At 70.6% G+C, this 19,139-nt stretch carries 21 protein-coding genes; 4 read left to right on the top strand and 17 right to left on the bottom strand.

All coding sequences use genetic code 11. From position 1 onward, the window contains the following. Positions 1-191 precede the first annotated feature (191 nt). From ACIRQ7_RS00430 to ACIRQ7_RS00510, 17 genes are all read right to left on the bottom strand, one after another. Entirely contained in the window at positions 192-731 is a 540-nt protein-coding gene (locus tag ACIRQ7_RS00430) for a TetR/AcrR family transcriptional regulator (RefSeq protein WP_404260027.1), read from the bottom strand. Positions 732-835: 104 nt separating this feature from the next. Then, positions 836-1,672, bottom strand: coding sequence for an RNA polymerase sigma factor WhiG (gene whiG, locus ACIRQ7_RS00435; RefSeq protein WP_404258824.1), 837 nt, complete (start codon positions 1,670-1,672; stop codon positions 836-838). A 361-nt stretch (positions 1,673-2,033) separates the two neighbouring features. Beyond that, positions 2,034-3,416, bottom strand: coding sequence for a DNA-processing protein DprA (dprA, locus tag ACIRQ7_RS00440; protein WP_404258826.1), 1,383 nt, complete (start codon positions 3,414-3,416; stop codon positions 2,034-2,036). A 671-nt stretch (positions 3,417-4,087) separates the two neighbouring features. Continuing rightward, positions 4,088-5,719 carry a YifB family Mg chelatase-like AAA ATPase gene (locus ACIRQ7_RS00445; protein WP_404258827.1) on the bottom strand — a complete coding sequence of 544 codons (1,632 nt, stop codon included), beginning with the start codon at positions 5,717-5,719 and terminating at the stop codon, positions 4,088-4,090. Beyond that, positions 5,719-6,039: a YraN family protein gene (locus ACIRQ7_RS00450; protein ID WP_401463819.1), complete on the bottom strand. Its 321-nt coding sequence runs from the start codon at positions 6,037-6,039 to the stop codon at positions 5,719-5,721. The genes ACIRQ7_RS00445 and ACIRQ7_RS00450 overlap by 1 nt, the downstream gene beginning before the upstream one ends. Before the next feature lie 948 nt (positions 6,040-6,987). Then, complete coding sequence (locus ACIRQ7_RS00455) at positions 6,988-7,296, bottom strand: DUF2469 domain-containing protein (protein ID WP_003980220.1); 309 nt, start codon at positions 7,294-7,296, stop codon at positions 6,988-6,990. Between the two features lie 38 nt (positions 7,297-7,334). Further along, the gene (locus tag ACIRQ7_RS00460) at positions 7,335-7,820 is read right to left on the bottom strand and encodes an NUDIX hydrolase (protein WP_404260029.1); all 486 of its coding nucleotides are present in this window, start codon (positions 7,818-7,820) and stop codon (positions 7,335-7,337) included. Between the two features lie 85 nt (positions 7,821-7,905). Then, the gene (gene lepB, locus ACIRQ7_RS00465; RefSeq protein WP_404258829.1) at positions 7,906-8,643 is read right to left on the bottom strand and encodes a signal peptidase I; all 738 of its coding nucleotides are present in this window, start codon (positions 8,641-8,643) and stop codon (positions 7,906-7,908) included. A 54-nt stretch (positions 8,644-8,697) separates the two neighbouring features. Further along, a complete protein-coding gene (gene lepB, locus ACIRQ7_RS00470) occupies positions 8,698-9,633 on the bottom strand; it encodes a signal peptidase I (protein WP_401463499.1) in 936 nt (311 codons plus the stop codon). After that, positions 9,566-10,675 (bottom strand): signal peptidase I, encoded by a 1,110-nt coding sequence (lepB, locus tag ACIRQ7_RS00475; protein WP_404258831.1) that lies wholly within the window; start codon positions 10,673-10,675, stop codon positions 9,566-9,568. Before lepB (ACIRQ7_RS00475) ends, lepB (ACIRQ7_RS00470) begins: the two co-directional genes overlap by 68 nt. Then, a complete protein-coding gene (gene lepB / locus ACIRQ7_RS00480; RefSeq protein ID WP_404258833.1) occupies positions 10,668-11,432 on the bottom strand; it encodes a signal peptidase I in 765 nt (254 codons plus the stop codon). The genes lepB (ACIRQ7_RS00475) and lepB (ACIRQ7_RS00480) overlap by 8 nt, the downstream gene beginning before the upstream one ends. 95 nt (positions 11,433-11,527) lie before the next feature. Then, complete coding sequence (rplS, locus tag ACIRQ7_RS00485; RefSeq protein WP_401463493.1) at positions 11,528-11,875, bottom strand: 50S ribosomal protein L19; 348 nt, start codon at positions 11,873-11,875, stop codon at positions 11,528-11,530. A gap of 132 nt (positions 11,876-12,007) precedes the next feature. Next, positions 12,008-12,817 carry a tRNA (guanosine(37)-N1)-methyltransferase TrmD gene (trmD, locus tag ACIRQ7_RS00490; protein WP_404258835.1) on the bottom strand — a complete coding sequence of 270 codons (810 nt, stop codon included), beginning with the start codon at positions 12,815-12,817 and terminating at the stop codon, positions 12,008-12,010. Next, positions 12,817-13,362, bottom strand: a complete 546-nt coding sequence (gene rimM / locus ACIRQ7_RS00495; RefSeq protein ID WP_401463489.1) for a ribosome maturation factor RimM — start codon at positions 13,360-13,362, stop codon at positions 12,817-12,819. The genes trmD and rimM overlap by 1 nt, the downstream gene beginning before the upstream one ends. A 161-nt stretch (positions 13,363-13,523) precedes the next feature. Then, entirely contained in the window at positions 13,524-13,763 is a 240-nt protein-coding gene (locus ACIRQ7_RS00500; protein ID WP_003980229.1) for an RNA-binding protein, read from the bottom strand. 2 nt (positions 13,764-13,765) lie between these two features. Continuing rightward, a complete protein-coding gene (gene rpsP, locus ACIRQ7_RS00505) occupies positions 13,766-14,209 on the bottom strand; it encodes a 30S ribosomal protein S16 (RefSeq protein ID WP_401463487.1) in 444 nt (147 codons plus the stop codon). A gap of 156 nt (positions 14,210-14,365) precedes the next feature. After that, positions 14,366-14,956 (bottom strand): hypothetical protein, encoded by a 591-nt coding sequence (locus tag ACIRQ7_RS00510; RefSeq protein WP_401463485.1) that lies wholly within the window; start codon positions 14,954-14,956, stop codon positions 14,366-14,368. 549 nt (positions 14,957-15,505) lie between these two features. Here ACIRQ7_RS00510 and ACIRQ7_RS00515 point away from each other — a divergent pair. The 4 genes from ACIRQ7_RS00515 to ACIRQ7_RS00530 all read left to right on the top strand — a co-directional run bounded on the left by ACIRQ7_RS00515 (position 15,506) and on the right by ACIRQ7_RS00530 (position 19,081). Then, the gene (locus ACIRQ7_RS00515; RefSeq protein WP_404258836.1) at positions 15,506-16,372 is read left to right on the top strand and encodes a methyltransferase domain-containing protein; all 867 of its coding nucleotides are present in this window, start codon (positions 15,506-15,508) and stop codon (positions 16,370-16,372) included. A gap of 474 nt (positions 16,373-16,846) precedes the next feature. Next, complete coding sequence (locus tag ACIRQ7_RS00520) at positions 16,847-17,272, top strand: transcriptional antiterminator (protein WP_401463481.1); 426 nt, start codon at positions 16,847-16,849, stop codon at positions 17,270-17,272. Continuing rightward, on the top strand, positions 17,269-17,628 hold the full coding sequence (locus ACIRQ7_RS00525; protein ID WP_404258838.1) for a DUF2620 family protein: 360 nt from the start codon (positions 17,269-17,271) through the stop codon (positions 17,626-17,628). Before ACIRQ7_RS00520 ends, ACIRQ7_RS00525 begins: the two co-directional genes overlap by 4 nt. 76 nt (positions 17,629-17,704) lie before the next feature. After that, positions 17,705-19,081, top strand: coding sequence for a YhfT family protein (locus tag ACIRQ7_RS00530; protein WP_404258840.1), 1,377 nt, complete (start codon positions 17,705-17,707; stop codon positions 19,079-19,081). The last annotated feature ends 58 nt before the right edge of the window (positions 19,082-19,139 follow it).

Consider the following 19,139-nt stretch of genomic DNA (forward strand, 5'->3'; position numbering starts at 1 on the left):
GCGGGCTGCGGGCTGCGGGCTGCGGGCTGCGGGCTGCGGGCTGCGGGCTGCGGGCTGCGGGCTGCGGGCTGCGGGCTGCGGGCTGCGGGCTGCGGGCTGCGGGGCCAACGAGCGTCGAGTGGTGGCGGGGTGGGGGGTGGGGGGCGGGGGCCGGGGCGGGGCGGGGCGGGGCGGAGAGAACCGGCCTCCGGTCAGCCGCTGACGCCGCGGAGGGCCATGCCCACCGCCGCCTCCGTGATCTCGTCGGGGTTCTCGGCAGCGCCGAGTTCGATACGGCGGACCGCCGCGTCGACGACTCCCTGGAGCAGCATGGCCGCCAGTCGTGGCTGCTCATGGCCGAGCGCGGCGAGAGCCTCGACGATCATGGCGATGAGCCCGCCGTGAGCCGCACGGATCTTTTCGCGCGCACCTGCATCCAGCTCGCCGGCCGAGATGGCGACGACGGCGCGGTGGCGCCGGTCGCCGACCAGGGCCAGCTGCCGTCGCACGTACGCCTCGACCTTTCCCTCGGACGTATCGACGCGTTCCATCGCTGCCTCGACCTCCGCGGCCCACACCGGGAAGTCGACGGCGCACAGCTCCTCGACGACGGCCGCGCGTGAGCGGAAATACTCGTACACGGAGGAGCGCGCGAGTCCCGTGCGCTCGGCGAGGGCGGGGAAGGTCAGCGCTTCCGTTCCGCCTTCGGACAGCAGGGTGCGGGCGGCGTCCAGGAGGGCGCCGCGCTGCATTGTCCGGTGCTCGGCCACAGAGGCCGCTCGAATCCTTGGCACACCACCACTCTACGGATGGCGTGCCCGCCGTGGCACTCCGCATGCCGACCCATCGACGTGACTCAGCGTCCGACGTCGGCCAGTTTCGCTCTGAGCTGGAGTACGGACTTGGTGTGGATCTGGCTGACACGGCTCTCCGTGACGCCGAGGACGTTGCCGATCTCGGCGAGCGTGAGGCCTTCGTAGTAGTAGAGCGTGACCACGGTCTTCTCCCGGTCGGGGAGGGTGTTGATGGCGCGGGCCAGGAGCCTCCGCAGCTCGCGGCCCTCGGCGATTTCGACGGGATTGTCGGCGGCCGTGTCCTCGAGCGTGTCCATCAGGCTCAGCCGTTCACCGCCCTCGCCGCTGACATGCAGGAGCTCTTCGAGCGCCACGACGTTCGCCAGGGAAAGTTGACTGAACACGCCGTGGAGCTCCTCCAGCGCGATACCCATCTCGCCGGCGACCTCCGGCTCGGACGGTGTCCGGCGCAGCTGCGCTTCGAGCGTGGCGTAGGCGCGTTCGACGGCGCGGGCCTTCTGACGTACGGATCGCGGGATCCAGTCGAGCGCGCGCAGCTCGTCGATCATCGCGCCGCGGATGCGGGTGATGGCGTAGGTCTCGAACTTGATGGAGCGTTCCGGTTCGAACTTCTCGATGGCGTCGATCAGGCCGAAAACTCCGGAGGAAACGAAGTCGGCCTGTTCGACGTTCGAGGGAAGTCCGACGCTGACGCGTCCGGCGACGTATTTGACCAGCGGCGAGTAGTGCAGGATCAGCTGCTCCCGCAACCGGCCGTCGCCCGATGCCTTGTAGGAGCGCCACAGCTCGTCGAGCGCGGTGGGCGCTGCGGGGCGCACGCTGCCGCGTGCGGCGGGTGGTACTGCCGCACGGTCAGACCCGGAGGTGTGCTGGGGCATTCGTCGCCTTGAGCCGTTCTGCCGAGACACTGGTCGGTGGATGTGTGAGGGTTGAATTGTCTGTGAGCGTAGCGTGACCGCAACGTCGCGGTGTGCGAGGAAGGGGGGTTCGGGCGTGCGCAGATACGTTCCGCTGCCCGCACCTCAGGGTTACTTCGTACGGCGTGCCGACACCCGGACGCAGTGTCGGACGCGAGCCGCCGCGGGACCGTGCGGACGGGGGCGGTGACACGGCGCGTGGGACCTTGTAGGGCCGTTGCGCCACAGCGCCGTGGTCCGACGGGGCGGCCCCGTGTACCGAAGCAAGGCAAACCTGGATTCTGCGGTCATTCCCCTCACCCTTTCACCCGTTCGCCCCAGGTCAAGGACCGCCTCGCCGAGGACCGCGGGTGGAGTCGGCACGTCGCACCAACTCCCATCGATCACCGCACTTTTGAGCGAATCCGAGGGACTGCAGCTCGAAGAGCTTGCCGAGTGCGACATCGCGTGGCGTGCCCGATTCCCGGGCCAGGCGCCCCGCATCCGCTCCCCCTCGGGCAGGCAGCGCTTCCAGGACGCGGGCCGCAACGGGGTCCAGAAGGTCGCGGGCGAGGATCGGCCCGCGCCTCTCAGGGGCGAGATCGCCCATACTGCCGACGAGTTCGACAACCTCATCAGCATCGGTGACCACAGCAGCCTCGCCGCGCAGCAGTTGATGCACTCCGGCGGACAGGCCGCTGGTGACGGGCCCCGGCATGCCCATCGTGAACCGCCCCATGGCCAGCGCTCGTCGGGCGGTGACAAGGGAGCCGCTGCGCAGTTCGGCCTCGACCACGACGGTGCCCCGGGTGAGGGCGGCGATCACACGGTTCCGCTGAATGAAACGGCTGCGGGTCGGATGGTCGCCAGGCGCCAACTCCGCGACGAGCAGGCCTTGTTGGGCGATACGACCGATCAGTTCGGTGTGCCCGGCGGGGTACGCATGGTCGACGCCGGAGGCGAGTACGGCAACGGTCGCTCCGTCCGCGGCGAGCGCGCCACGGTGCGCTGCGCCGTCGACTCCGTACGCCGCCCCGGACACGACGGCCCAGCCGCGGTCCGCGAGGCCGGCGCCGAGGGTGGCAGCGAGGTGGGCACCGTAATCGGTGCAGGCCCGCGCGCCGACGATGGCCACCGAGCGCAACGCCCAGATCCGGAGGTTCGCCGCCCCTCGGACCCACAGGCCAACGGGGCGGGCGTCACCGAGGTCGTCCAACTGGCGAGGCCATTCCTCGTCCCCGGGGCAGATGAAGCGGCCGCCGAGCGCAGCCACTGCGGCGAGGTCCGCTTCGGGGTCCGCGCGCACGGCGCGCAGGCGCAACCCCTTGACCTTGTTGGTAAGTGCGCCACTGGGCGGGGCCGCCGCGCCGGACAGAGCACGCCAGAGCGCCACCGGGCCCATTTCGCGCAGCCAGCGGCCTGCGGTTTCGTCGCCCGGTTCGAGGATGCGCGTGAGCGCGGCGCGCGCGATGCGTTGCGCGGTCCCATCCGCGGTGGCCTGGGCCTGGTCCGCAGGGTCGGGCGGCTCCACTACGGGACGGTCTGCCACGGGGTGGTGTTCCACCGTGTGGTGTTCGGCGGCCACCATCTGCCCTTCGTCGGCCGTCGTGTGGTGTCGCGCCGTCACCACGTCGCCGCGCGCGTCCGCATCGCCATTACGCCTTCGGGCACTGGTTGCCTCATCCGGCGCCTGCTTGGCGAAACCCCAACCGTCCATTCCGTTCATCACTGACCCCCGTCTCGTACGGCGGCCGCGCGAGCGCGCGACCGCGATTGGTGTGGCGATCCGCCTTGCCGCTCCGGTGCGGTGCTCTGGCTTGGCGCTCCGGTGCGGTGCTCTGGCTTGGCGCTCTGCAGTGGCGCTCCGGTCCGTTGCTGCGGTCCGTTGCTCCGGCGTGGCCACGGTGGGGGGGCGGATTCGTGTGGCGCCACCTTGTCCTTTCTCCGCCCCTGACCCCTTCTCCCCCGCCCCTCCCCACCCCTCCCACCGCCGCCGTTCGCCTTCGGCCCTCGTCCTCCCGTTCGCCTCGCCCTCCCGCTCGCCTCGCCCTCCCGCTCGTCTTCCCCCTCGTCCTCTCGATCAGGGTGGCCACAGCTCTCGCCACAGCCTTCGCGAAAGCGGTCGCGATCCTCCTGGGTCACCTCCCGCGCGCCCCCTTCAGGTCTCTCGCGATCGCGCTCACAAGAGACCTCAAGGAAAACGGGAGGCAGGGATCCGCCAAGCCCGCAGCTGAGTGCGCGGGCCAGGACGGGGACGTGAAAAAGGAGGAGGACGAGGACGGGGGCAGGGTGGCCGCGATGGCGAGCGACCAATTCCCCGATTCGTCGGGACTCAGCGGTTTCAAGGGTCCTCGCCGCTCACCCCTGCTCCAAGACATAAGCCCTGAGCTCTGAGCCCTAAGAGGCCACCACCTCCCCTCTTTCGCGTCCCCCCACCGGCAGAGCACCGCGTCGTACGCCCGTGCGGAGTTCCAGGGCCCAGTTGACGTCCTCCGCCGTGGGGCGGTCGCGGCCGGCGAGGTCGGCGGCTGTCCAGGCGACCCGTAGGACTCGGTCCAGACCGCGGGCCGTCAACAGGCCGCACTCCAGGTCGCGTTCGGCCTGTCCCAGGGCACCGGGGTGTACTTGCCAGCGGGTTCTCAGTTCATGGCCGGGGACTTCGCTGTTGGTGTGCCAGGGCGTGGCGGCGAAGCGCGTTGCGGCACGTTCACGGGCAGCGCGTACGCGTTCGGCGACTTCCGCGGTGGATTCTGCGCCCCGTCCGAGGGCGATCAGTTCGGACCGTGCCACGGGCTCCACGGCGATGCGCAGGTCGATGCGGTCCATGAGGGGCCCGGAGAGCCTGGCTCGGTAGCGGCGGATGGATGACGGGCGGCATTCGCAGCCGCCACCGAGCGTCCCGTGCCTCCCGCACGGGCACGGGTTGGCTGCGAGGGCGAGGAGGAAGCGGGCGGGCATGCGCATCATGCCGGCGGCCCGTGCGACGACGACGTGTCCGGCCTCCAAGGGCTGGCGTAGCGCGTCCAGGACGCGTGCGCTGCACTCGGCAGCCTCGTCCACGAACAGCACACCGTTGTGGGCCAGCGAAACGGCTCCTGGGCGGGGCAGCCCGCTGCCACCGCCGACGAGGGAGGACATGGTCGCGGAGTGATGCGGGGCGCAGTAGGGCGGGCGGTCGACCAGGGGCTGTCCTGGCGGGAGGGTGCCGGCTACCGAGTGGACCGCGGTGACCTCCAGCGACTCTTTGGGGGTCAGGGGCGGGAGCAGGCCGGGGAGGCGTTCGGCGAGCATCGTCTTTCCGGCGCCGGGTGGCCCCTTGAAGAAGATGTGGTGGCGTCCGGCGGCGGCGACTTCCAGAGCACGGCGGGCGTTGTGCTGCCCGGCGACTTCTGACAGGTCGAGTGCGCGGTCCCCGGGCGGCAGGCCCGCCCCGACGCCGGTGCCCGGGACGACCAGACCGGCGAGCAGCGGGTCGGGGCGGCCGTCTTCCGGTGTGCCGTCCTCATCGGGGACCGGTTCGTCGGTGAGCACGGCGATGAGCTGGCGGAGGCTGCGGACGCCGAGGACGGAGATGCCGGGGACCAGGGATGCTTCGGCGACGGTGCGTTCCGGCACCACGACCTGGCGGTATCCGGCGTCGGCCGCGGCCAGGACCGCGGGCAGCACTCCTCGTACGGGCCGGACCCGGCCGTCCAGTCCCAGTTCGCCGATCATCATGAGGTCGGTGAGTTCCCGGGGGTCGAGGCGCTCGGCGGCTCCGAGGACCGCGCAGGCCACCGCCAGGTCGAACCCGCTGCCGCTCTTGGGGACGGATGCCGGGCTGAGACCTACGGTGAGTTTCTTCTGCGGCCACTCGGCTCCCGAGTTCACGACCGCGGCGCGCACTCTGTCCTTGGATTCGACGAGGCTCTTGTCGGGCAGCCCGACAAGGGTGAAGTTCGCGACGCCGGGTTCGAGGTCGGCCTGGACCTCGACGACGACTCCTTCGACGCCGACCAGGGCGACGGAGCAGGTACGGGCGAAGCCCATCACGCCACCCCCCGTGCGTGTTCGACCACGGGTGCGCCGCGGGCCGGCAGCAGTACGCCGATCACGTCGATCCGTACACCGCCGGGAGGTGGGCCGCCGTTCCGTTCCAGCCAGCGTTCCGCCAGCAGTCGCAGGCGTTGGGTCTTGTCGGCGCGGACGGCCGCCATGGGGTGTTCGTACCAGCCCGCGCGACGGGTCTTGACCTCGCAGACGACCAGCGCGTCGCCGTCCGCGGCCACGATGTCGATCTCGCCGTCCCGGCAGCGCCAGTTGCGGTCCAGGATCCGCATCCCGGCTTCGATGAGCCGTCGGGCGGCCAGATCCTCACCGTAGCGTCCGAGGGCGCGCCGGGGATCGGTTGTCTTGGCGGAGGGGCGGGCTTTGCCATTTCCGGAGCCGCCCCCTGCCCCGGGCGCAGCCGCCCCGGCCCCAGCCCTCGTCGTCTTGGCAGCAGCGGCCGGCCGGCGCTTCACCGCCTGGACCGGGGATCGGTTCTCAGGCTCGTTCTCGCGCTGAGGCTGGGGATCGGCGTCACGCGGAAGTCGGGGCTCGCCCTCACGCCGAGGCCGCGATCGGGGTCGGGGGTGAGGTCGGCGATTGGTTTCGGGCTCGCTCCCCCGCCCCGCGTTCGGCGCCTGCCCTTGACCGGGCACGCTCCCCGTACTGTCCGTAGCGGGACTCGCGCCGCCCCTGAGGCATGTCCCTGCCGGGAGCTGTGTGCTGTCTGCTCGGGGCGTTCCCGTTGCTGTGCCGGGCCGTCGTGCCCGTGTGCCGTCGTCGGCGCGTGTGCGGCCCCCGCACGGTGTTGCGTCGCTGGCCTGCCGGCCGGCCTGCATGGCGTTCATGCGGCACCACCTCCGGCACCGACTGTGATGCCGGTGCGCAGAGCTGTTGGATCTTGGTGGACAACGTGTCGATTGTGGATAACTCCGTCACCCGTGCGTGGTACCGACTCCGCTGATCAAGCACCACTGGCAAGGGAGCACTGGCCGGACCATCGGCCGGGAGCCACCCGGCCCCACCGAGCGCCCACCACCGCCGCGATCCCCCACGTCAACGCCACGAGTCAGCCGCCGAGACAAGTCACGGATCACGTCGATCTCGGCTCACGGCGATCACCGGTGCTAGCCCTCCGTCAGCGCCCCACCCCGACGCATACGACCGGTGCCCCCGCACGAATACGAGCCAGTGCCCGCCCAGGCGACCGCCCGCAGCGGCCACGCGGCACAGCGCCCCGCCCCACGCCCCCGCGCCCGCCCTCGGCCCCCTCAGCTTCCCGGGAGGTCGAGGTCGCTCTTGTTGAGCTCCTCGATGTTCACGTCCTTGAACGTGAGTACGCGCACCTGCTTCACGAAGCGGGCCGGGCGGTACATGTCCCAGACCCAGGCGTCGGCCATCGAGACCTCGAAGAACACCTCACCCTGAACGGAGTGCACCTGCATCTCGTAGTCGTTGGTGAGGTAGAAGCGACGCTCGGTCTCGATCACGTATTTGAACAGCCCGACGACGTCGCGGTACTCCCGGTAGAGCTTCAGCTCCATCTCGGTCTCGTACTTCTCGAGGTCCTCGGCGCTCATGGCAGATCCCCTTCAGCCGTGCGTCCCCCTATTGTGCGTCAGACCCTCTCGGTCTCCAGGAGCACCGGCGCACTTGGGGGCCCTTCGTCGAGCAGCGTGCGCAGCAGCTCGGCGAGTCTGGTCGGATACACCGTCTCATGCGACGCTGACAGTTCCTCTGAAGTCCACCACCTCAGTCCCGAGACGCTGCGTCGCTCCAGGTCCGTCTGCCCGCCGGTGTCGGTTGCAGTCCGGTCGGTTCGGCCCAGGTAATACCACTCGTCCTGCTCCCAGCGGCGCCCGTCGAACGGGAAGGCGCAGCGGCGCTTCCACAGGACGGGGCCGAGGACGGCGTGGGTGATGCCGGTTTCCTCGGCGAGTTCCCGGTGGGCAGCCTCCTCGTGGGTCTCGGTGCCTTCCAGGCCGCCGCCGGGGGTGAACCACCAGGTGTCGGCGGGCCGGTCCGGTTCGAAGCCGTGCAGCAGCAGGATCCGGTTGTCCGGATCGAGGAGCACGATGCGGGAGGTCTGGCGCACCTCGGCCACCGGGCCGGCGGCGGGTTCCGGGCGTTCGGACGGGCCGTGGGGCGGGAGCTGGGGGTCGGCGCCGGGCCGGCTGCCGGGGGCGCCCTCAGGCACGCGTGCGGGCCTTGCGCCGGGCGATGGGCCCGTAGGCCGCGCCGCCGAGGATGAGCACTGCGCCGGCGACGACGGCGAAGGTGATGGGCCGGATCGGGCCGGGCTGCGAGGTGCCGCCGGGGAGGTCGGCGAAGCCGTCGGGGCGTTGCATCACGCCGACGCTGCCGATCGGCCAGGCGCGGGCGTCCACGCGGGCGGTGACGGCGCCACGGGGTACGGAGCCCTGGTGGCCGTCGGAGAGGTGGACGCGGGAGTCGAGGGAGTCGCTGCGGTGGTCGCCGAGGAGGAAGAGCTGGCCGGTGGGGACCTTGGCCTTGAAGCCGATGGGTGAGGCGGGTCCGTCGCCCTGCAGATACGGTTCGTCGACCGGGGTGCCGTTGACGGTCATCCGGCCGTCCTTGCTGCAGCAGGCGATCTTGTCGCCGCCGACGCCGACGACGCGCTTGACCATGGGCAGGTCCCCCCAGGTCTTGTCCTGGAAGACGACGACGTCGCCGCGGCGTATCTCGCTGCCGTCGACCTTTTCGGCCAGGACCCGGGCGCCGACCGCGATGGTCGGCGCCATGGAGTCGGTGGGCACCGTATAGGGGCGGTAGATCAGTGCTCCCCAGATGAAGCCACCCAGGAACAGCACGCAGCCGAGGCCCACGGCAAGACCGGACAGCACACTGCCCGTGGTCCGACCGCGGTCAATGTGCTGTGGTGTCCGGCTTTGCGTACTGCTGCTCATCCCAGCGCTCCCGCCCCGCGGGCGCGGCCCGCATCGAAGATCTGGGACGGCACCTTACCTGGGGTTACTCGCTCCGGTCAGCCTCCGGCGGCGCCACAGCACGATCGGCACGGCGCCGACGAGACCGAGTGCGGCGGGAGCGGCCGACATGGCGTGATTGATCCCGGGCTGGTCGAAGGTGTCGGGCACCGGGAGGGTCGACCAGCGGTCGATCGGCCAGGCGATGGTGAAGGCGCGGCCGACGACCTCGTCGACGGAGACGGTGCCGTTGCCCTTGAGGTTCTGGTGGTAGCGGGAGTCGAGGGAGTCGTCGCGGTGGTCGCCCATCACCCAGATCCGGTCCTTGGGGACGTGGATCGGGCCGAAGGCGCGGTCGCCGCAGGGCGTGGCTCCGGGGAAGACGTAGGAGTCCTCCTTGAGGGCCTTCCCGTTGACCTTGACCGGGCCGGTGCCGTGGCACTCGACGGTGTCGCCGCCGACCGCGATGACCCGCTTGATCAGGTCCTTCTCCTCGGCGGACGGCATCAGGCCGATGAAGCTGAGGACCTTTTGGACGGGGTTGGGCTCGGGGGTGGGTGCTTCGTTGAGCCAGCCGCCCGGGTCGTGGAAGACGACGACCTCGCCGCGCTCCGGCTTGGAGCCGAACCACGGGGTCAGCTTGTCGACGAGGACCCGGTCCCCGCGCTGCAGGGTGTCCTGCATGGAGTCGGACGGGATGGAGAACGCCTGCACCAGAAACGTTTTGATCAGCAGCGCGAGGACCAGGGCGATGCCGATGAGAATCGGCAGCTCTTTCCAGAAGGCGCGAGGCTTCTTGCCCTTCTTCACGCTGCCGCTCTCCTCCTCGGCCGCTGACCGTTCCGACGCCGGTGATCCGTACGGCTGCGACTGCTGCGCATCGCCCGACGCCTGCTGCGGGGGCTCATCGTGCCCTGCCGGCTCTTCGGGCTCTTCGGTACCGGACCGCGCGCCGACCGCCAAGTCCCCCACATCTGCTCCTTACTCCACGCTCACGCCTGCCCGTCAACCGGTGCAGGCCCACCACTCCCATAACGAGCGGGAGTTCCGCAGGGGTCGGGAGTACAGCCAAACTCTCGGGGGACAGCCTATGCGGCGTTCCTGTGGCCGCTGCCCGCGCGCCCGGCGCGTCGCTCACAGTGCCGAAGGTGTCGGGCTCTTCGAGGCGCCGCCAGTGGCCGAAGGGCCAGGCGATCACGACGGCCCGTCCCACGACGTTCTCCTCCGAGACCGTGCCACGGTACGGCTCGTCAAGGTGGAAGCGCGAATCCGCGGAGTCCGAGCGGTGGTCGCCCATGACGAAGATCCGCCCGGTGGGGACGTTGACGGTGAATTTCAGGGTGGAGGGCGGGTTGCCCTTGTGGACGTACGGTTCGGTCAGCGGGGTGCCGTTGACGGTGACGCGGCCCTGCTTGTCGCAGCATTTGACGGTGTCACCGCCGACCGCGACGACGCGCTTGATGAGGTCCTGTTCATCGGCCGAGGGGAGCAGGCCGATGAAGGTCATGAACTCCTTGAACTGTTTGATGCCCGCCGCGGAAGGCGCTTGCTTCTCTTCCTTGGGGAGCCAGTTTCCGGGGTCCTTGAAGACGACGACGTCGCCGCGTTCGGGCTTCGAGCCGAACCAGGGGGTGAGTTTGTCGACCAGTACCCGGTCGCCGATCCTGATCGTCTCCTCCATGGAGCCCGACGGGATGACGAACGCCTGCACCAGGAACGTCTTCAGGACGAGGGCGATGGCGAGGGCCACGCCGATGAGGATGGGGATTTCTTTGATGTAGGAGCGTTGCCTGCGGCGTTTGATGCGCCGGGCCTGGCGGCGCCGTTCGGCGCGCCCGCCGGTCGCCGGCCGGCCGTTGCGGGCGCTGCGCGGTCCGCCGGGCTCCCCGGTGCCGCTGTCCGCGGACGGATCGACGGTGCCGTCGGTGTGTGTTCCCCGGGCCCGGTGGCCACCGGGCCGGTCGGTTCCTGAGGTGCCCTGGTGGCCGTGCCGGGGGCGTCCGCGGTTACCCATGGGTGCCTGCCGGCGCCGGTATCGCGTCGAAGGACCGTGGGTGGTCGAGGGTGGTCCAGTGGCTGAAGGGCCAGGAGATCCAGTCGGCCCGGCCGATCACCTTGTCGACCGGGACGGTGCCGCCGCCCGGTTCGCCGAGGTGGTCGCGGGAGTCGCTGGATCTGGCGCGGTGGTCCCCCATGACCCACAGCTTCCCCTCGGGCACCACGATGTCGAAGTCCACCGAGGACGGCGCGTTCCCCGGGTGGAGATAGCCCTCGGTCACGGGCTCACCGTTCACTTTGATCCGCCCCCGTTTGTCGCAGCAGGTCACGCGGTCACCGCCGACGCCGATCACGCGCTTGACGAAATCGGTCTCGGCGGGCCGGGCCAGGCCCAGCGCCGCGCCGGCCCCGCGCACCAGGGCCGTGACGGGATTCTCCCCCGAGTCGCTGTGAACGAAAGACCCCGTGCCGTCGAATACCACGACATCGCCCCTTCGCGGCTCGCCGCCGAATCGGTACGCCAGCTTGTTGACCAGCACTCTGTCGCCGATCCGCAGGGTGTTCTCCATGGAGGAGCTGGGGATCAGAAAGGGCTGCATCACGAAGGCGCTGAGCAGGAGGAGGAAGGCCAGGCACAGCGCGAGGAGGGTGGCGGGGCGGCGGTGCAGGTTCGCGGTCGCGGTGCGCAAACGCGCGAAGCGCGACCGCTGCTCCGGCCCCTGGTCGGGGGCGGGAGAGTGGTCGCGCTCCGTGTGCTGTGCGTCGGTGTCCATCGGACCCTGAGCCTATCCGGCCGGGTCCGGACGCCGGACCTGAGCTTGGGTTTGCGTTGCTCCGGCGCAAAAAATCGCGGTCCGGGGCGGCAGACTCAGCGCTCGCGCTTCTCCTTGATCTTCGCGGCCTTGCCACGGAGCTCACGGAGGAAGTAGAGCTTGGCGCGGCGGACGTCACCGCGGGTCACGACCTCGATCTTCTCGACGATCGGGGTGTGCACGGGGAAGGTGCGCTCGACGCCGACGGAGAAGCTGACCTTGCGGACCGTGAAGGTCTCGCGGACGCCGGCGCCCTGGCGGCGGATGACTACGCCCTTGAACTGCTGGACACGCGAGCGGTTGCCCTCGATGACGCGGACGTGGACGTTGACGGTGTCACCCGGGCGGAACGCGGGGACGTCGTCGCGCAGCGATGCGGAGTCGACGGAGTCGAGAAGGTTCATGACCTACTGCTTTCTTCGCTGATGCCACAGGTCATCAACGGGATATCGGAATGATGTTTCGGATGCTGTTCCGTCGGGCGGGCGTCGTTCCCCCTGTGGCAGGGGCGCGCGCCGGACGCACACAGCAGCGGCCTATTCTTCCACGGCCTCGGTCGTCCGCCCAAATCGGCCGTCCTCGCCCGCCGACCAGCCCAGGGCGGCGAGGATCGCGCGGTCCTTCTTGTCGAAGGCCGCGGGGTCGGCGCGCTCGATCAGGTCGGGGCGGTTGAGGTCGGTGCGGCGGAAGGCTTCGTCGCGGCGCCAGCGGGCAATCTTGCCGTGGTGGCCGCTGACCAGCACGTCGGGGATGGTGCGGCCGCGCCACTCGGGAGGCTTGGTGTAGACGGGGCCTTCCAGGAGGTCGGCCATCGCGCCGGGGGCGAAGGAGTCGTCCTGGTGGGAGGCGGCGTTGCCGAGGACGCCGGGCAGCAGCCGGGCGATGGCTTCGACCATGACGAGGACGGGGGCCTCGCCGCCGGCCAGGACGTAGTCGCCGATGGAGACCTCACGGACGTCGGCGCGGTCGCCGTACTCCTCGATGACGCGGCGGTCGATGCCTTCGTAGCGGGCCGGGGTGAACACCAGCCAGTCCTTGGCGGAGAGTTCGACGGCCAGTTGCTGGGTGAAGGGTTCGCCGCTCGGAGTGGGGACGACGATCACCGGTTCGCCGTCGCCGGATGCCAGCACCTCGTCGAGGGCCTCGCCCCACGGCTCGGGCTTCATGACCATGCCGGGGCCGCCGCCGTAGGGGGTGTCGTCGACGGTGTTGTGCTTGTCGTGCGCCCAGTCCCGCAGGTCGTGGAGGCGTACGTCGAGCTGTCCGCGGGCGCGGGCCTTGCCGACGAGGGAGACGTTCAGCGGTTCGAGGTATTCGGGGAAGATCGTGACGACGTCGAGCCGCATCAGCTGTCCTCGCGGTCCGTCGCGACCTCTGCCTGGCTGTCGTCGAGGAGGCCGGGCGGCGGGTCGATGACGGCGCGCTGCTCCTCCAGGTCGATCTCCGGGACGATCTCGGAGACGAAGGGGATCATGACCTCGCTGCCGTCGGGCCGCTTGACGATCAGCAGGTCCTGGTACGGCAGGTGGGAGACCTCGGCGATGCGGCCGACGTCAGTGCCGTCGCGGGTGACGACGTCGAGGTCGATCAGCTGGTGGTCGTAGAACTCCTCGGGGTCCTCCGGGACGTCCTCGGGGTCGACCTCGGCGATCAGCAGGGTGTTGCGCAGCGCTTCCGCGCCGGTGCGGTCCTTGACGCCCTCGAAGCGCAGCAGCAGGCGGCCGCTGTGCACCCGGCCGGTCGCGATGGTGAGCGGTCCGACGGAGGACGGTTCGGTGGCCAGGACGGCTCCAGGGCCGAGCCGCAGCTCCGGCTCGTCGGTACGCACCTCTACGGTGACCTCGCCCTTGATGCCGTGGGCGCGGCCGATCCGTGCGACTACCAGCTGCACTTGCGCTCCTCTTTGCGGCGCAGCCGCCGCCGCTTTCGCGGGCGGTGGCTGAGGTCCGTCTTGGTTCCTCAGGTGATGGTTTTCGGGATCGATGGTTGCGGACGACAAAGGCCGGGGACGGCTCGAAAGCCCTCCCCGGCCCGTGCCGGTGTGCAACTTCTTCAGCGAACCTGGTCCACGTCGACGAGGTCGACGCGGATGCCTCGTCCGCCGATGGCGCCCACGACGGTCCGCAGGGCGCGGGCGGTACGGCCGTTGCGGCCGATCACCTTGCCGAGGTCGTCGGGGTGGACCCGGACCTCAAGCACGCGCCCGCGGCGCAGGGTGCGCGAGGCTACCTGCACGTCGTCGGGGTTGTCGACGATGCCCTTGACGAGGTGCTCGAGGGCTTCCTCGAGCATGCTCAGGCCTCGGTCGACTCGGAGGTGGACTCGGCCTCAGCAGCCTCGTCCGCCTTCTTGTCAGCCTTCTTCGCCTTCGGGGTGATGGCCTCACCCTTGGGCTCGTTGCCGGAGTCCTTGGCAGCGGCCTCGAAGAGGGCGCGCTTGTCGGCCTTCGGCTCGGCGACCTTCATCGGCGCCGGGGCCGGGAGGCCCTTGAACTTCTGCCAGTCGCCGGTGACCTTGAGGATGGCCGTGACGGGCTCGGTCGGCTGCGCGCCGACACCCAGCCAGTACTGGACACGCTCGGAGTCGACCTCGATGCGCGAGGGGTTCTGCACCGGGTGGTACAGGCCGATCTCCTCGATGGCCCGGCCGTCGCGGCGGGTACGGGAGTCGGCGATGACGATGCGGTAGTGAGGCGCGCGGATCTTGCCCAGACGCTTCAGCTTGATCTTGACTGCCACGGAAGTGGTGTCTCCTGGTCTTGACGTGGTTGGGCACAACGGGATGCCACGTGGGGTTGCGGTACTCGGTATGCCCGATGGACGCGTCAGCCGGAGGAGAGAGGGGTCCTGTGCGACTGTCGAGTACAGCTAGCCATTGTGCCACACGCCTCCGGGTCAGCCGACCGCGGCTACTTCGGGGATCCGGAAGGGCTTGCCGCAGCCGCCGCAGACGATGGGGGCCTGGGCCAGCACCGACGGGACGACGCGGACGTTGCGTCCGCAGTCGCAGACGGCCTTGACGCGGACGCCGCCTCCGGAGGAGCCGTGCCGGGCGGCGGGGCCGCGGAAGCTGCGGGTGGTGTCGGTGGCGGTGGCCATGGTGTGCGCCTTGAGGGCGCGGGCCAGTCGCTCGATGGTGGGGCGGTAGCGCCTCCTGGCTTCCGGGTTGAGCGTGACCAGCGAGAAGCCGCTGCTGGGATGCGGTTCGTCGACGTGGTCCAGGCCCAGTTCCTCGGCGATCGTCAGGAACCGGCGGTTGTGGTAGCGGCCTGCGCGGGAGGTGTCGCGGATGCCGCGGGCGGCGGCGATGCCGTGAACTGCCTCATGGAGCAGCCGTTCGAAGGAGAGCTCGGCGCCACAGGCGGACGAGGACTCTCCGATCAGGGACTCGGGCGCGGCCAGGTCCGGCAGCTCGGGGTGGTGCCGTTGAATATCGGCCCACGCGAGCGCCAGCTCGGCGGCGAGAACAGGCGGTGTCGTGCTCACGTCGTGACAACGAGCCGGGGTCGCCCAGTGTTCCGATTCCGGGGCATCTCAAATAATTTGCACGTACCAGTCAGTTTCTGGTCATGGGTTATGCCGAGGGCCGGGTGCGCCGATCTGCGGAGAAGGCGCCCAGCGGCGGCCAAGCCGGTACGTACCCCCGCGTACGCCGCACGGCGTAGGCCGGGCGTACGACGGCAAGGTCGGCGGCGGCGATGCTACGGGGGGTATCGGCACGCTCCGCCACCGGGGCCCGGCCCCGGTGCGCCATGGCATCACCCACCGTAGGGCCCCTTCGGTGGGTGAACGCACGGCGGTGGCACGGGTGCGGGCGCTGCCGTGGCGGATCGGCGCGGGCCGGGGCACTCTGGAACGGCGCTCCAGGGTGCGGGCCCCGGCGCATACGGGGGCGCGCGGGAGACAACCCCGGCGCACCCCTGGACGGCCGGACGGATGCGCAGTTGTCTGGGATGCGGGGGGCGCACGACGCGCGAAAACGGGGGCGATCGGTACGGAACAGCTTCGGGTTCTCGGCGAATAGGGGCGCTTTCGATGTCACCCACGCTCGTGCGGCACCAGCTTCCTGCCTCCGGATCCATGGACGGCGACGAACCTCCCGTGGCGGCCGGCTCGCGGGATCGCGTCCGGGATTGGGCCGAGATCCAGGAGCGGATGCTGGTGCCGCTGTATGAGGCGGCGTACGACCGGCTGGGGGTCGGTGCGGGCTCCCGGCTGCTGGGGCTGGGCTGCGGGTCCGGGCTGGCGCTGCTGCTCGCGGCGACGCGCGGCGCGCAGGTCAGCGGTGTGGATGCGGACGAGTGCCGGCTGGAGCTGGCGCGTGAGCGGCTGACGCCGGGCGGTGGGGCGGAGGCGACGCGGCTGGTCAGCGGCGGTCTGGAGGCCGCTGCGGCGGGCGGTGCGGCCTTCAATGTGGTGACGGCGTTCCACCCGGTGGGGTGCGGGGGCTCGGTCGAGGGGCTGCCGGCGGTGCTGTCCGCGGCGGCGGGGCTGGTGGAGCGCGGCAGTGCCGTGGTGCTGGGCGGCTGGGGGCCGGTCGAGCGGTGTGCGACGGCCGGGGTGCTGCGGGGGGCGCAGCGGCTGGCGGACGGGCCGATCGATTTCGCGGCCGGTTCTGCCGGGTGGCGGCTCAGCGGCCGGGACGATCTGGAGGAGTTGGCGGAACGTGCCGGGTTGCGGCCCGACGGGTCGGGGCGGGTGGCCTGCCCGTTCGGCTATGCGGACATGGGGAGTGCGGTGCGCGGGCTGTTGTCGACGGGGTTGTTCGATGCGGCGCTGGAGGGGGTCGAGCAGCGGCAGGTGGAGAAGGAGCTGGTGGAGGCGCTGCATCCGTATGAGCGGGCGGACGGGACGGTCTGGATGCCGAATGTGTTCCGGTATCTGATCGCTCGGACGCCGTGAAGCAGACGTCGTGAAGCGGACGTCGTAAAGCGGACGCCGTCTTGCGGTCCGGCTCACGGATGCCCTGGCGGCGCCCATGGGCGGACGCGTGAACGGCCCGTCAGAAGTGCCCATGAGCAGCGCCCGTGAGCAGCGCCCGTGGGCGGACGGCATGGGGGGCGTGCGCAATCGGTAGGTGGCGGGCGGGCGTTGGGGGTGCGGCGTCGTCCCTGGTGGTGGCGCCGTTCATGCCTTGCGAGCGTCCAGGGTCCCGTGTGTTTTCAAGGTCACGTGGAGGGGGCGGCGGAGCGGGTGGCCGCGCTGTCGGCGGGGAAGGCCGGTCCGGGCCCCGGCCGGCGGAATGCGGGCGCGCATTGCGTCGGCGAAATGCGGCGGCGAAATGCGGCGGCGAAATAGTGGTGTCGGCCTGAGAGGAAGAATCCAGGTTCCTGGTTACTGTTGCTTTTCCTGCCCCGGGAGGAAGGACGCACGGCCATGGACTCCCCGCTCGCCCGTCGTGTCCGGCTCTTTCGTGAGAGCGGTCAGGTACGGCCGGAGGTCGCGTCGTTCGTGACGGCGGAGCTGGTGGCGCTGGCCGCTGAGGGGTGCCGCGTCACCGAGGAGAGCGCGGGGATGCTCACCAGCCATCTGCTGATGGCGCTGACGCGGCTGCTGGACGGTGAGGCCGTGGCGGAGTTCCGTACGGATGCGGCGGTGGCCGCGGAGCTCGCGGGGTGTCCGGAGGCGGTGTCCCGGGCCCGCGTGGTGGCGCTGCGGGCCGGTCGTGAGCTGGGGGCCGCGCTGCCCGAGTCGGAGATCCGTTTCCTGGCCCTGCATCTCGCCGTGCTGTACGGCGGCGGGCCGTTGCCCGCAGGTCCGCCCGCGCGGGCGGACGCCTCGTCGCGAAGGGACATCCCATGACGAAGATCCTGACCGGTGGCGTCGGCAAGTCCGAGGTCGCGGGCGCCGTGACGGGGCTCGGGCTGCCGGGTGTCGAGGTCGTCGTCAGCAATGACATGGACGCGGCCCTGGCGCTGCGGGCCGGGCAGGCCGATTACTTCCTGGGGACCTGTCACACGGGTGCGGGTGCGTCGTTGGGGGTGCTGGTGGGGCTGATGGGTTCGGCGGCCTGTCACACCTTCGGGCGTGCGGTGCCCGGTGCGGAGCAGATCGAGGCGTTGCTGGACGAGGGCAAGCGGGTGTTCGGCTTCGCCCTGGACCAGTTGGACACGGTCACGCCGGCGCTCGCCCGCGCGATCGCGGCCCGTACGTCCTGACCGGACCTGACCGCACCTGACCGGGGGCGGCCGTGCGGCACGGCCGCTTGTCCGCCACGGCACCAAGGAGTGATCCGTGAGCACCCTTCTCGCCGGCGGGCCCGCCGCGGCCGGGCTCGTCTTCTCGCTGCCGCAGCAGTTGACGGTGGTGGGGCTGTGCGCGCTGGCCGCGTTCGTCTCGCATCTGGCGCTGGCGGTCTTCAACGACGGTGTGCGGCCCTTCATGCTGGATTTCGTCCAGGGGCGTACGACGCGCGGCGCGACGACGGCGGTCTCGTTCGGTCTTTCGGCGGGGTTCATCTTCGGGCTGGGGGCGCCGATGGCGTTGTCGTCCGGGGTGCTCAATCCGTGGCTGGTGTTCCTGCCGACGGACATCCTGGGGATTCTCGCGCCGCGCAAGTGGCTGGCGCCGCTGCTGGGTGGTGCCTGGGGTGCGGTGGTGGTGTTCGGGCTGAAGGGCGCCAATGAGGCGGCGCATGAGCTGCCGGTGGATTTTCTGACGGCGATGCAGCAGATGTCGACGCCGATCCTGTTCCTGTTCGCGCTGTTCCCGGTGCTGGCGATCACCCGGCAGTTCGGGCGGCTGCGGGGTGCGCTCGCGGGTGTCCTGGAGCTGGCCCTGGTCGTGCTGACGATGAAGCTGTGGCCGAAGGTGTTCGCGGGGGCGTTGGCGATGGCGGCCGGGGTGCTGTTGCTGATCGGGTTCGCGGTGGTCAGGGATCTGCGGGCGCGGCGGGCGGACGGGCGGGAGACGGCGCGGGAGCCGGTGCGGGCCGGGGGCGCCGAGGAGGAGGGCGGAGCCGGGGCGGTGGATCCGGTGGCGTCACTGTTCGGGGCGAGTGCGGCGCGGTTGCGGCGGTTCCTGCCGTTGTTCATGGCGTTGGGCGCCGGGGTGTGCGTGCTGGCGCAGCTGCACATATTCGGTGGCGGTGAGGCGACCAGCTTCCTCATCGCCAAGGGGAAGTACGCGGAGGCGGCGCAGGTCGATTTCTACCGAGCGTTCGGGTTCCTGCCGCTGATCGCCACCACGGCTCTGGCCTCCGGTGCGTATGGCATCGCGGGCTTCACGTTCGTCTATCCGATCGGTTATCTGCTGCCTTCTCCGTGGCTTGCGGCGGTGTGCGGGGCGCTGGTGTTCGCCGTCGAGGTGCTGGCGCTCAGTGCGATCGGCAAGGTGCTGGGCAGGCTGCCGTCGGTGCGTGATTCCTCGGAGCGGCTGCGGGGTGCGATCGGCGAGACCCTGCAACTGGCCATCGTTTTCGGGTCGTTGATGGCGGCGAACGTGATGGGCGGTGGTCCGGGGATCCTGATCGTCGGCGGGTTGTATCTGCTGAACGAGGCGATGGGCCGGGTGGTGGTGCGGATGGCCGCCGGCCCGGCCGCGGTGGTCGTCGGCGGTGTCGTCCTCAACGTCCTGTACTGGCTGGACCTGTTCACCCCTGTCACCACCTGAGCTCGGGTACGACGTTCCGGGCGGGACACGGCCGTGCCTGCACGGCCGGGAAGGTAGT

Source organism: Streptomyces sp. NPDC101393 (assembly GCF_044767385.1).
Taxonomy (GTDB): domain Bacteria; phylum Actinomycetota; class Actinomycetes; order Streptomycetales; family Streptomycetaceae; genus Streptomyces.